This is a genomic window from Dyadobacter linearis (genome assembly GCF_907165045.1).
Lineage (GTDB): Bacteria > Bacteroidota > Bacteroidia > Cytophagales > Spirosomataceae > Dyadobacter > Dyadobacter linearis.
This window is the reverse complement of record NZ_CAJRAU010000001.1, coordinates 630,922-643,510: the sequence shown is the minus strand read 5'-3', so window position 1 is coordinate 643,510 and position 12,589 is coordinate 630,922. Positions and strand designations below refer to the sequence as shown.

Here is a 12,589-nt window from a genome sequence, read left to right as displayed (position 1 = left end):
TGTTCTGGATATTTAAACTCCGTTACCGCTTTCAAATGCAATGCGGATGCAATGCGAATGCATATTAATACATTATCTATCTAACATAATCGTACCACTAAGCTGATCAGGTTCTCCCGGGAAATTGAAGTTAAAGAGTAACAATAACTTAATATAAATTAGCCCGATCGCCGGTATATTTGAGGTTACAAATTCCAACCAGTGAAAAGACTTCTATTCGCGTTCGAATAAGTATCCATTCCAAAATCATGACCATCATGTACATTAAACTAGTGAAGCGCCTTTTCATACCGACCATCTTTGTTCTGGCTTCTATGCCCTCATTTGGCCAGCTATTTGTTGGGAAGGTGGACATTAATGGATCGGACAGTATTAAGGTTATCGAAGTTTTGATTGCCGAAAGAATGTCTAATAAGTACATAGATGTCTATGTTGACTTCGGTCAGAAGAGCAGTTTCTGGGTAGGTAGCATTGGTAATGATTCTGGTGATCAAAGGATTATAGATAACACATCGGGAAAGCCGGTCCGGTTTAAGTCAACATCAGCGGTATTGAATCTTCTAGAAGCCAACAATTGGGATCATTACAACTCCGTTATTATTGCCGACAGGGGAGAGCGATTATTTTATTATTATTTCAGGAAAAAGTAACGATCCATATTATCTCGGAGCAAACTATTCCTGTGCGCCGCTTACCCCAGAGTGGTATACATTGCCGCTTGGCGTAACCACGCAGGGGGAAGAATTAATTAAACCCTCAGTTTGAAAGACCCAATTGCTGCCACCGGTCATAGCATCAAGCGCATAGACTTTTTTTTCGCCGGTACAGGCATATATTTTCCCTTCTGCGGCAGTTAGGCTTGAGTACATGGCGGGCCTCATGTCGTCCGTAATAACTTGCCATTTTTTAAGGCCGGTGACCGCGTCGACCGCATACAATCTACCAGGGATACTTCCTACATACACAAAACCATTGCTGACGGTAGGGCTGGACATCCCTGTAATGCCAATCTCAAATTGCCATTTTTCTATTCCGGTGGCCGCATCCAGAGCGCGCAGTTTGAAGTCAAAGCTGGTTATATACACCAAACCGTTTTTGACTGTCGGGCTCGAATCAATACTTGCTTCTGTCTTAAATTCCCATTTTTTGGCACCGGTAGCTGCGTCAATGGCAAAAAGTGTTCTTTGAAAGTCACATGCGTAGACCACCCCATGGTCAAATGTAGGGCTCGTCGGGGTCGTCGCACTCGTACCGCTCATTGCAAACTCCCATTTCTTTGCACCTGTAACAGCATCAAGTGCATATACCTTCTTGCCTTCACTTCCCACATACACTACTCCATTCACCACCATAGGACTCGAATCCACACTGGCATCTGCCGCAAACTCCCATTTTTTAGCACCCGTAGCTGCATCCAGTGCATATAGCTTTTGGTCAGTACTGCCTATATAAACCACCCCATTTACAACATAGGGGCTGGAAAAAATAAGTCCACCGGTTGCAAACTCCCATTTTTTCGCCCCGGTAGCAGCATTCACTGCATATACCTTCTTGTCAAAACTCCCTACATATACTACCCCATTTACAAAAGAGGGGCTAGAAAAGATAGCTCCATCCGTTGCAAAAGCCCATTTTTTCAAGCCAGTAGTGGCATTAATCGCGTATAGATTTTTGTCATCGCTACCTACGTACACGGTTCCATTTACATCGGGCTCAGGTTCAGGTTCGGGGGTGTTTTTCTTCTGGCATGATGTAAAGCTATATACGATCACTAACAGGCTAAGTAGGCGGATGGACTTCATTGAGTTTTGCTTGAACGGTTAGATATAATTCTAGGCTTATCGGAACAGCGAATGAGCACAGTTTTCTTTTTAAAGAATAAGCGAAGTGGATAATACTTCAATATAAATCCAAATGATAACTAGTTGACGATTCATCATTTAGGATCAACAAATGACAATCTCCGGATTTTTATATTTTTTTATAAATGTTAATAAGTGTTTAAAGAACGGCGCAAACCGGTAGTCTAGCTTTGCATTATCAAAATCAGGAATTGTAGGAGAAGAAATAACGGGACTGATCAAGTACAACGCTCCAACTCGTGAGAAAATGTAATTAATAGCTCAGCGTATATAGCACAGGGTTAGGTAAATCTTTTGAAGCAGCATTGAAAAATGCCAATAGGAATTGGCCCACCACACACTTAGCCATTTAGATTCTCAATATTACAAACTCGACTTTTAAACTTAAATTAAATATGAACATTTTACCAAAACAACACAAAATCCTGCTCTCCGCATGTACACTTGGCGCAGCTGTTTTTCTCGGAAACCATTGTGCTTTTGCGCAAGTGAAAGTAGGTGAAAACCCACAAACAATTAATGCAGGATCGGTTTTAGAAATAGAAAGTTCTGATAAAGGTTTACTGCTTCCAAGGATATCGCTTGCGAATACTACCACGTGGGGATTGGCTGGTACGCCTGCTGCGGGAATGCAGGTTTATAACATTAACGCTGGGGTTATAGCTACATCCACTTCTTACCCGGCAGCGGAAGGTGGTACCGGGGTATATTACTGGGATGGTAGCGGCTGGGTCAGTTCTAAAAAAGGTCAGTCCGGCTCGGGCAGTGACTTTGACTGGCTGAAAACCAGCAACAACGCCACGCCATCGGATCCTGCCGATATCGGATCTGCTATTTATCATGGCGGAGCTGGTAGCCAAGAAGTTACTGTGAGGAGCAATACTGTTGTAGCTGGCGAATCGGTCCGCACGACGACAGTGGCAGGCCACGGCACGGCACAAGCTGCTGCCACCAGCTTGTTCGCAGAATATAATGCCAACATTAATCCAAATGCTCATCCTGAAAATAATGCAGTGACCGGCATCCAAACGACTACACAGCATCCATTGATCTTCCGCACAACAGGAAGCGATAATGTGCCAACTGAGCGGATGCGAATCACTCCTGGTGGCTCGGTAGGAATAGGTACGCCGGGAATGCCTGATGTTTCGCAAGTTAGTTTTCGCGTAAATGGGCCTATTTATCAAGTAAACTCCGATGTTATTGAGAGTACCCAGGCCGTTATACTTAGAAATGGAGGCATAACTTTGTTTGGCGCTCAGAATCAAGAAGACAACGGGTACGTTGATTTCAAGGACAATTACAATGGAGCCTATAACGCCAGAATATTGTATAGCAATGATATTGGTACAGCGGGGGCGCTCTTGTTTAGAGTTAGAGGGCAGAATTTAAAAGATGCAATTACTATTTTGAACAGTAGCGGATATGTAGGGATCAATAGAACTAATCCTAATTATGAGCTGGATGTACTCGGCGACATAAATGCATCTGGCGAGGTACGAAACAGTGGCACCAGTTTAACCTCAGATGCCCGCTTGAAACGCAACATCCAGTCATTAAAAAATGGGCTGGGGATTGTTTCCAAATTAAAGCCGGTGAGCTACGAGAAAAAAGCGACTATTGCGGACAGTATTTATAATAAATCAGAAATCGGTTTTATAGCACAGGAGGTTCAGAAAATACTGCCGCAGCTGGTTCGCGAAGGCAAGGATGCGGATAAAACGCTGGCGCTGGATTACAATTCCCTTATTCCAATTTTAACGAAAGCTATTCAGGAACAGCAAAGCCAGATTGAGAAGTTATTATCTGAACGTGCCACGCATTCTGATTTGTTAAATACGCAGACAGCAAAACTGAATGCACAGGAAAATGAAATAAATGAAATTAAGGAGCTATTGCAAATAAATAAGACGGTCGGTCGTGCAAGAATTTCAAAATAACAGGTTCAGTTATTTGTTGGCATGGTCGAATTCGGCCATGCTTTTTTTTTTATATTTTATTACATATTGTTTAAATAAGATCAATTAAAAGCGGGTGTTATTTGTTCACGCGGTTTTATACTTTTTTATATTTATTTACATACGTTAAAAGTTCAGATTTGTCGTACACTATACCTTTGTTCTACCAAGTGTAAGAGCACTTCGATTAAAAATATTAACACAAATTCTTAAAAGAAATGAAAATTAAATTTTTGAAATCAGCGGGCGCATGCCTTATTTTTTGCACAGTATTATTTGCAACTTCTTGTAAAGAAGATCAAATCTTACAAGAAAGTCTTGTAGAACAGAATGTCGGCGACGATAGCAATGCGAAGCTTGTTATTCCCACAAAGCTTGATGTAGATATCTTCGCGGAGCGAATTGAAGATTATTTAGGAAATGTTGGTTTCGGCTATTCAATATTCGTTAATGGCGAAGAATCTTTTATGTCAAATGGTGGCGATGGATTTGCAAGAAAACACAGCGAAGGCACAGGCTTTGCAAAGCATAGTGCCGTTAGGTCACAGGAAACGAATGCAACTACACAATATGTTACTGCGCTTGCAGTACTTCGGGTCCTTAAGAAGTACAACCTTTCATTAAAAACCAAAGTATCGCTGTACCTTCCAAAGGGCTGGGTACCAAGTAAGCAATTTAAAGAATTGAATTTTGAAAGACTGCTTGCTCATAGAACAGGCTTAATTAATTATGGTAATGTTAGGAAAACTGTTGAAGGCCAACTAACTGAGAGTGTCTTCATATCAGGTGACCGGAGGAACAATGATATTAATTATATTTTGCTCGGTGTTATTGCTCCTTATGTTGAGGCAGTTGAGCTGAAAAAGCAGGGCGATGCAAGTAAGTTCAATAACCTCTCACAGCATAATTCGGACGTGGCGATCTTGTCTGCTTGTGGTATTCATTTTCGTAATCTTGTTCGGAATAATGTGTTTCTTCCTGCCGGACTTGCTAACTCTGATGTAATTGATTGGCAGGCATGGGATAAAAATGGCCCTATTGCTGCGAGTCTTTCAACCCAGGGATATCCGGAGAAACTAGGGGACGCGCCTGGGATTGATAAAGCCATTGTAACAACAAGTTGTGGTGCAACGGGATTATATTTGAGTGCATCAGATTTCGCTAAGATTCAGTCTGCTGTTAATCAAAATAAGATTATAAACGCTACTGATTTTTTAGCAATGAAAAGTAAACTTCTCGGTTTTGACGGGGTACTTAAAGGTACGAAGGGTCTGTACTATTATAAAACTGGACTTGGTTATAACTGCGAAAATATTATTATGGATTTTGGGAATGTTCAAGTATCTGTATTTGCAAACTCTCCCCAAAGTGATTTTGCTGAGAAACCAACTGTTATTGCTCAATTGTTCGAGGATTCATTGAAATAACTAAATAAATTAATTTTTATCGAAACCGCTGGCTAAGATATCATTATCACTTCGCCAGTTGGTTTCGATAGAAGCCTTTTCTGGCTTAACCGCAAAAAATAGAGATGAAAAACAAATTCTACATGCTATTATCCTTTTTGTGCAGCGCCACATTGACGTTTGCACAGGTAAAGGGGAAAGTGTACAGCACAGTCCAGTGCTTTCCTGGGGGCAACCTGCGGGTACATTCCAATCCAATGACTCTTGCTGCTCACATCATTACTCCCCGCAGTAATCACGCGTCCAGCTCAGTGTTATTCACCGATGGTGCGTATACGGATGAAACAACAGATGCAGGTTACGTAAATGGATATGTGACCAAAATTGGCAGCGAGGCATTTACATTTCCAGTTGGCAGCCAGGAGGGTAATGATCTGAGGTCCTTGACTATTTCAATGGAAAAACCTTCCTCAATCAAGCTGGCAGTGGCCTACTGGGAGGGAAGTCCTGGCAAAGAGCTTGATCCGACTGGTGGTGCTCACGATATTAATTCAATGAGCGAAGAAGGCGTTACGGGGGTCACTAAGCTCACATCCGTATCTGACAGCGGTTTTTGGGACTGGGTACCCCTGACTGATTCAGACCAGGAATCGGAGATCCGCATTGAGGTTTCTATTGCCGATCATTCGAAAATAGAAGGGTACGCGCCTGCAAACATTCGCCTCGTAGGGTGGAACACAAAAGCGGAAGCTTGGGTAAACCTAAGCGGCGATGTTGCACCTGCCACCAATACGGAAGGGGCCATTGTGACAGGCACATTGACAACCAGCACAATGTCCGAGTATAGCGCGATCACAGTTGGTTCCGTCTCAGGCAGCCCAATGCCGGTGACGCTGATCAGTTTTACGGCCAAGGAAGAAGCTGGTCAGGTTGGCCTGAACTGGGGGACTTCGGAGGAAACCAATGCAGATTATTTTCAGATCGAGCGGAGCTCTGACGCGGTAAATTGGAAGGTGATCGGCAGAGAAAATGCTGTCGGAGAAAGCAAGGCACTTCTTACATATTTTTTTTCGGATGTAGCGCCGTTGCCGAGAGTCAATTACTACCGGCTGAAAATGGTTGATAACGATGAAACTTTCGCATACAGCAAGATCCAAAGCGTGCAAATCGGAGCCGCAGACAACTTTTTGACCCTGTATCCAAACCCAGTTTCAGACGTACTTCATTTCAAAGATGTGGAATTTCAGAAAATGCAGCAGGTCGCCATTCACAATGTCGCAGGAAAGCAGGTATATCAATCAGAGAACGTTTCATCGGGAAAAATTGATGTCACTAAATTCAATAACGGCATCTACCTGGTAACAGTACTTATGAAGAACGGTCATTCTAAAACAGAAAAGGTCGTCATCAATCATTAATATTTTGTCACTTTCGGCGCGCTTTTGTTACAAGTTCGAAGCTGGCTAATTGGGGTATTTCGACTTCCGTCTAGCCGCAGAGCGGCTCCCTGTTTATAGAAAAGTAAAAACAAATAAATATGAAAGGCCCCAGCGGGGCCTCCTAATTAATCACGAATTCACAGGAGGCCCCGCTGAGGCCTGACAAATTATTATCATTGATTTATTCTAGAAACAGGTTGCTCCTCCGGAGCTTTGCAGTTTACCTATTTACCCCCCCAATCAACCGCTCCAACCGCCCCATCATCTCATCCTTCTCTTTCAACATCCGCTCATACAAAGCAATCTTCTTCGCATAAAGTTGAACAATATTATTATGGGATGTAAGTGAATTGTACCGTAAGTGAAAGAGTTACCAATTGTATTTCATTGCAAAGGATTCAAACAATTCACCCCCTTACCTTCTCGAATTCCATCTAGCCGCAGAGCGGCTCCCTGTTAATAGAAAGGTAAAAACAAATAAACATGAAAGGCCCCAGCGGGGCCTCCTAATTAATCACGAATTCACAGGAGGCCCCGCTGGGGCCTGACAAATTAATATCATTGATTCTAGAAACAGGTTGCTCCTCAGGAGCTTTGCAGTTTACCTATTTACCCCCCCCCAATCAAACGCTCCAACCGCCCCATCATCTCATCCTTCTCCCTCAACATCCGCTTACACAAATCAATCTTCGCATAAAGTTGAACAATCTAATTAAGGGATGTAAGTGAATTGTACCGTAAGTGAAAGAGTTACCAATTGTATTTCATTGCAAAGGATTCAAACAATTCACCGCCTTACCTTCTCGAATTCCGTCTAGCCGCAGAGCGGCTCCCTGTTTATAGAAAGGTAAAAACAAATAAACATGAAAGGCCCCAGCGGGGCCTCCTAATTAATCGCGAATTCACAGGAGGCCCCGCTGGGGCCTGACAAATTTATTATCATTGATTTTTCTAGAAACAGGGAGCTCCTCTGGAGCTTTGCAGTTTACCTATTTACCTCCCCCCAATCAACCGCTCCAACCGCCCCATCATCTCATCCTTCTCTCTCAACATTCGCTCATACAAAGCAATCTTCTCCTCATTAAGTTGCATTAGTTTATCAATCGGATTATTATGGTATGTGCCAAATGAATTTCCGAAAAATGCCTGATTCTGAAATGTATTGCAGATTACATTGATAGCCTGTTCCTCATCAAAATTCCGAATCGCCTCCGTCGGTATTTTGAGAATCGCCGCAACCTGCTCCAAAATATCCGAATCAATCTTTTCCTTCTGTTCGAGCAAACAGATCTTCTGCTGGTTTCAAACACCGAATTGGCGTAAATGATGATCCAGGTGCTTGTAGAACAGGTTATTCCATTCTTGAATACTGAGTTTCCCAAATGATAGTGATTCCCGCCAATCGAAATAGGATTCGCCTAGTTGCTGAGTTTTATTCAGATATGCTATAAGCCTGTCTTTTTCAATTTCAAATTCTCTGACATCTGTGATCAAAAACACAGGAGCTGTCCTGCCATTTTTTGGATAAGGCTTTTCGCCAACTACCTGGGGCTTGGCAAGCAGCTTAATAATGAATTTCATAAACTTGCCCGGCTTTTCAAACTTTTCCATCTCATAGATAAGTTCGTAACTGACACAGCAGTGAGCCAGCATTTGGGCCACATTCATCTTTCCCCAAAGAGGCTGGGAATTCTGATTCAGCGTATCAATCCGGCCGATAAGCTCAGCGGTAACATCGGGTGAGAATATGTTTTTAATCATAAGAACAAATACTTGATCGGCTAGCGCTGTGAATTGCAACTTTTTGAGGAAAATAACTATAAATTCCTTTTGTTGCTTTCAATCACTATTAAAATGGCAAGTTGTCTGGGCAAAAATCTACCAGTTGACCATAGTTCAAGTGCTAGCTCATGATCTTTCTTAATATCCTTGGCAATTTTCCGTAGGTCTCCCAGTTTGGTTTTACTATTAATCTGTTACAGGATGTTGGCCGCTTTTGAAGAAAGTTTCTCTTGAAGTCGGCTCGAAAGTTTTCTAGCCATTTCCTTTTTTCATTTGTTCAACAGCATTCCATCCTTCCGGCGTAATTCCCATGATTTCAGTAACTGCGCCAATGGTTTCATAAGTATCGAAAAACACCATTCGCGCGATCGGGTGATCCACTTCACTTATGATTGAATATCCCTCTGTACGAAGTTTCTCGACGACCTCTTCAAAATCGCTGACCGAAAGCCTGTATGCAAAATGCTGCGCTCCACCTCCTGGATATCGATCCAAATAATCATGAAACATGCTTTGCCCTGATAAAGGCTGAACGAGTTCTACGAACGTGACACCATTGTAAGCCTGCGTGGTGAGCCATTCTGCGGCAACTATCTCGCCCTGGTAAGTCATGCCCAGGTCCTGCGCGCGAACTAGCTCAGGTGCAGGAAACGCGGGGATACCGAGGCTTTTAGAAAAGAAATCCGTAGCCGCGTGAATGTCTTTAACTACCCAGCAAATCTGGGCGAGTTCAAGTTTTGAGGTGATATCTTTGATGCCTTCCATGTCAGTAATTTGTTTAATTGATGGTTGACAAAACTGCCAATTGCGGCATTGACAATTGCGGTGGTATGAGACAACAGACAGCTAAACATTAACTAATTATTCGTCTAACTTTATTAATGCCTTGCCAGTTTTCGGATCAAATGGTACCGAGCTATGTTCGTGGATAATAAACCATTTATCATTTTTTCGCTCGAAGCAAATTGTGGCACGCCAGCGCATATCAATTTCTTCACCGTTTTCCAGCAATCCTTTTACATGATTAAATGAATGACAAAATCCAAGATCTTCATTAGTAGTGATCGAAAGTCGCTCTATGTTGTATGAAAACGGACCTGGGAATTGAGAAAGCCAATTTTCCAGACGTTGCCGGCATGCTGCTACGCCAACCTTTTGCAAATTATCAACCACATCGAATGAAACTACATCATTCGCATAATTGACCATTGCGCCATCAATATCTTTACGTTGTACTGCCGCTTCCTGTTGTCGGATCAGATCTTCAATTTGCTCTTCGCTGGACATAATATTATTGTATGTGTAAAAGGAATTCGATTAGTAATTAAAAATTCTGTGCCTTAATTCTAGCAACTATTTAAGTTTCTGCTTCTTACTATGAACGATAAAAACCGTATATGATAAAGGCTATTAGTATTGTTTCAGTGATCCCAGATAAGTTCTTAGTAGGTCATCCCCATATTATCATGCCGAACCGTCGTGCCAATCCAATTGAGATTATGCATCAATTTATCAACACTTAGCTCTTCAAGAGAATCTGGCTTCTACCGATGCTTCCAAAAAATCAAGATGTTTAGCTGATGAACAGGTTGTTATTTAGATCGTTAGAGCAATTTAGGTGAGCAAATTTTCAGTTATGTGAAAACGCTCACCCGATGCTCACCTAGACATTGCGAATATTTGCAAAATTTGGTTCAATCTGAAAAACAAAAAAGCCTGTAAATGTTTGATTTACAGGCTTTTGATGCTTTTTGTTATTCTGACTTGCAGAGAGAATGAGATTCGAACCGCGCGGCGGCCGCTCTCGATGCAGTTACCCACATACTACCTTTCCAGGGTAGCTCCTTCAACCGCTCGGGTACAAAAAAAGCGCCGATTTTCATCTGAAAACCAGCGCGATGCAGAGAGGAAGAGATTCGAACCGCGCGGCGGCCGCTCTCGATGCAGTTACCCACATATTACCTTTCCAGGGTTAAAAAGTAAAATCCTGTAAGTTCATCACTTACAGGATTTGCAGAGAGGATGAGATTCGAACTCACGATGCAGTTACCCACATACCACCTTTCCAGGGTGGCCCCTTCAACCGCTCGGGCACCTCTCTATTTTAAACGTATTCCCAACACATTGCAGAGAGGAAGAGATTCGAACCGCGCGGCGGCCGCTCTCGATGCAGTTACCCACATACTACCTTTCCAGGGTAGCTCCTTCAACCACTCGGACACCTCTCTGTGTGGTTATTGAGGGTGCAAAGATAGTAAAGCTGGTTTGTAATGCAAATCCGGCATCAAATCAAATGCTCATTTCTCCCCGTATTGGTTTCCCGAGCATTTTTGTGCATTTGAGATGGTCGCTTTCCTGGCCGAAAACATACATCATTTTTGTTATCGCGGCTTCGGCCGTGATGTCCGAGCCGCTTACTACGCCGGCTTGCTGCATATACCTGCTGGTTTCGTAATGTCCCTGCGCCACGCGGCCACCGTCGCATTGGGATACGTTAAAAATCACGATTCCCCGCTGGATCGCATCGCTGATCGCATCCAAAAACCAGGTGTCGGTAGTGGCATTACCGGCGCCGAAAGTTTCCAGCACGATGCCGCGCAGATTCGGGATATTCATCACAGCCTTTACTACTTCCGCACTAATGCCAGGAAACATTTTCAAGAATGCGACTTGCGTGTTAAATGACTTATGTACAACCAGTTGACTGTCCCGGTCAAAGGTTTTGATATAAGGCAAATTATATTCAATGCGAACTCCGGCCGTGGCCAGCGCGGGGTAATTTTCAGAGTGAAATGCATTAAAATCCGAACTTTCTTTCTTCTTGGAACGGTTTCCGCGAAGTAAAACGGAATTGAAGTAAATGCATACTTCGCTGATGATCGGGTTACCTTCCTCATTTTTGGCCGCCGCCAGTTCCAGCGCCGTGATCACATTTTCCCTCGCATCCGACCGTGCCACACCAATCGGCAACTGCGCGCCGGTGAGAATCACGGGTTTATTCAGGTTTTCCAGCAAATAACTTAATGCAGAGGCAGTATAAGCCATCGTGTCAGTCCCATGGAGGATCACAAAACTGTCAAACTGATCGTAATGCGAACCGATAATCTCCGCCAATTCAAGCCATATCTGAGGATTCATATTTGACGAATCGATGGGCTCAGCGAGTGAAAGGAAAGTAATAGCAAAGTCAAACCGGCCGATTTCAGGCACTCTTTCAATGATTTGCTCAAAATTAAACGGAACAAGTTGCCTGCCTTTTGCCTCATAAACCATTCCCAAAGTTCCACCGGTATAGATCACCAGCACAGAACCCGAAGTCGGTTCAGGCGAAATGGGATTGATGTTGATTTTAGAATAATTCATGCTTGTTAGATTTGTAGCAACTTACGCGCCGACTCGGTAGTAACGTCGATCACTTCCTGTTTTGATATTTGTTTTAAGTCAGCCACGCGCTGTGCAACGATTTCAATATAAGAGACTTCATTGCGTTTGCCGCGATAGGGAACTGGTGCGAGGTAAGGTGCATCGGTTTCCAATACAAGATATTCCAGATCGACATAAGGAATAACCTTATCTAGTCCGCCGTTCTTGAAAGTTGCGACCCCCCCGATACCCAGTTTAAAACCCAGTTCGATCGCCCGATTCGCTTCTTCCAGTGTACCTGTGAAGCAATGAAAGATACCTTTCAGCCCAGGATCTGCAAACTGCTCAATTAAACCGACGGTTTCCTGAAACGCATTCCGGCTGTGAATATCAATCCAAAGATTGTGTTTGCGCGCCAGTTTGCATTGATACAAAAATGCCTCCGCCTGCTGCTCTTTATAGGTAACGTCCCAAAACAGGTCCATGCCAATTTCTCCAACCGCAATAAAAGGATATTTGTCAAGCCACTCTTCCATAATTTGCAGCTCTTTCTCAAAATCTTCTTTCACATAAGTAGGGTGAAGGCCGATCATCGGCAGACATTTTTCCGGATAAGCAGCCGCCAGTTCCATCATCCCGGCAATCGTTCCAGAATCGCAATTCGGCATCCAAATTTGCTCCACACCTGCATTCCAGGCGCGGGTCAGCATTTCTTGGCGGTCGTCCGCGTAATCGTCGCTATATATATGTGCGTGCGTTTCGATCATGAGAGGGAATGA

General features: G+C 43.3%; 11 protein-coding genes, 2 tRNA genes and 2 pseudogenes. 4 read left to right on the top strand and 11 right to left on the bottom strand.

Going from position 1 to position 12,589, the window contains the following annotated elements; all coding sequences use genetic code 11:
* Window positions 1-257 precede the first annotated feature (257 nt).
* Window positions 258-650, top strand: coding sequence for a hypothetical protein (locus KOD92_RS02470; RefSeq protein WP_215231927.1), 393 nt, complete (start codon window positions 258-260; stop codon window positions 648-650).
* A gap of 24 nt (window positions 651-674) precedes the next feature.
* Here KOD92_RS02470 and KOD92_RS02465 read toward each other — a convergent pair whose 3' ends face one another.
* A complete protein-coding gene (locus tag KOD92_RS02465) occupies window positions 675-1,802 on the bottom strand; it encodes a PQQ-binding-like beta-propeller repeat protein (RefSeq protein WP_215231926.1) in 1,128 nt (375 codons plus the stop codon).
* A gap of 455 nt (window positions 1,803-2,257) precedes the next feature.
* Between KOD92_RS02465 and KOD92_RS02460 the strand changes: the two genes are divergently transcribed.
* The 3 genes from KOD92_RS02460 (at window position 2,258) to KOD92_RS02450 (ending at window position 6,644) form a co-directional block, all read left to right on the top strand.
* Window positions 2,258-3,802, top strand: coding sequence for a tail fiber domain-containing protein (locus tag KOD92_RS02460; RefSeq protein ID WP_215231925.1), 1,545 nt, complete (start codon window positions 2,258-2,260; stop codon window positions 3,800-3,802).
* A 236-nt stretch (window positions 3,803-4,038) separates the two neighbouring features.
* On the top strand, window positions 4,039-5,247 hold the full coding sequence (locus KOD92_RS02455) for a serine hydrolase (RefSeq protein WP_215231924.1): 1,209 nt from the start codon (window positions 4,039-4,041) through the stop codon (window positions 5,245-5,247).
* 104 nt (window positions 5,248-5,351) lie between these two features.
* Window positions 5,352-6,644, top strand: coding sequence for a T9SS type A sorting domain-containing protein (locus tag KOD92_RS02450; protein ID WP_215231923.1), 1,293 nt, complete (start codon window positions 5,352-5,354; stop codon window positions 6,642-6,644).
* A gap of 241 nt (window positions 6,645-6,885) precedes the next feature.
* Here KOD92_RS02450 and KOD92_RS27640 read toward each other — a convergent pair.
* From KOD92_RS27640 to KOD92_RS02405, 10 genes and pseudogenes are all read right to left on the bottom strand, one after another.
* Window positions 6,886-6,987 (bottom strand): annotated as a pseudogene (locus KOD92_RS27640) (XRE family transcriptional regulator); the annotation flags it as partial.
* A gap of 671 nt (window positions 6,988-7,658) precedes the next feature.
* A pseudogene (locus KOD92_RS02445) lies at window positions 7,659-7,967 on the bottom strand (XRE family transcriptional regulator); the annotation flags it as partial.
* A complete protein-coding gene (locus KOD92_RS02440; protein WP_229254489.1) occupies window positions 7,968-8,426 on the bottom strand; it encodes a DUF1569 domain-containing protein in 459 nt (152 codons plus the stop codon).
* A 273-nt stretch (window positions 8,427-8,699) separates the two neighbouring features.
* Window positions 8,700-9,212 (bottom strand): VOC family protein, encoded by a 513-nt coding sequence (locus KOD92_RS02435; protein ID WP_215231922.1) that lies wholly within the window; start codon window positions 9,210-9,212, stop codon window positions 8,700-8,702.
* 96 nt (window positions 9,213-9,308) lie between these two features.
* Window positions 9,309-9,734, bottom strand: coding sequence for a YybH family protein (locus KOD92_RS02430; RefSeq protein WP_215231921.1), 426 nt, complete (start codon window positions 9,732-9,734; stop codon window positions 9,309-9,311).
* Between the two features lie 467 nt (window positions 9,735-10,201).
* The gene (locus KOD92_RS02425) at window positions 10,202-10,402 is read right to left on the bottom strand and encodes a hypothetical protein (protein WP_215231920.1); all 201 of its coding nucleotides are present in this window, start codon (window positions 10,400-10,402) and stop codon (window positions 10,202-10,204) included.
* A 59-nt stretch (window positions 10,403-10,461) separates the two neighbouring features.
* Window positions 10,462-10,548, bottom strand: a tRNA-Ser gene (locus tag KOD92_RS02420).
* A 26-nt stretch (window positions 10,549-10,574) separates the two neighbouring features.
* A tRNA-Ser gene (locus KOD92_RS02415) sits at window positions 10,575-10,675 on the bottom strand.
* Window positions 10,676-10,736: 61 nt separating this feature from the next.
* Window positions 10,737-11,810: an asparaginase gene (locus KOD92_RS02410; protein WP_215231919.1), complete on the bottom strand. Its 1,074-nt coding sequence runs from the start codon at window positions 11,808-11,810 to the stop codon at window positions 10,737-10,739.
* A gap of 5 nt (window positions 11,811-11,815) precedes the next feature.
* Window positions 11,816-12,577 carry a TatD family hydrolase gene (locus tag KOD92_RS02405; RefSeq protein ID WP_215231918.1) on the bottom strand — a complete coding sequence of 254 codons (762 nt, stop codon included), beginning with the start codon at window positions 12,575-12,577 and terminating at the stop codon, window positions 11,816-11,818.
* Between the last annotated feature and the right edge of the window lie 12 nt (window positions 12,578-12,589).

Bases quoted from the DNA above. Each gene is read 5' to 3' on its own strand.
- KOD92_RS02450 (WP_215231923.1), top strand. From the start codon at position 5,352: ATGAAAAACAAATTCTACATGCTATTATCCTTTTTGTGCAGCGCCACA.
- KOD92_RS02405 (WP_215231918.1), bottom strand. From the start codon at position 12,577: ATGATCGAAACGCACGCACATATATATAGCGACGATTACGCGGACGAC.
- KOD92_RS02410 (WP_215231919.1), bottom strand. From the start codon at position 11,810: ATGAATTATTCTAAAATCAACATCAATCCCATTTCGCCTGAACCGACT.
- KOD92_RS02430 (WP_215231921.1), bottom strand. From the start codon at position 9,734: ATGTCCAGCGAAGAGCAAATTGAAGATCTGATCCGACAACAGGAAGCG.
- KOD92_RS02465 (WP_215231926.1), bottom strand. From the start codon at position 1,802: ATGAAGTCCATCCGCCTACTTAGCCTGTTAGTGATCGTATATAGCTTT.
- KOD92_RS02460 (WP_215231925.1), top strand. From the start codon at position 2,258: ATGAACATTTTACCAAAACAACACAAAATCCTGCTCTCCGCATGTACA.
- KOD92_RS02440 (WP_229254489.1), bottom strand. From the start codon at position 8,426: ATGATTAAAAACATATTCTCACCCGATGTTACCGCTGAGCTTATCGGC.
- KOD92_RS02470 (WP_215231927.1), top strand. From the start codon at position 258: ATGTACATTAAACTAGTGAAGCGCCTTTTCATACCGACCATCTTTGTT.
- KOD92_RS02435 (WP_215231922.1), bottom strand. From the start codon at position 9,212: ATGGAAGGCATCAAAGATATCACCTCAAAACTTGAACTCGCCCAGATT.
- KOD92_RS02455 (WP_215231924.1), top strand. From the start codon at position 4,039: ATGAAAATTAAATTTTTGAAATCAGCGGGCGCATGCCTTATTTTTTGC.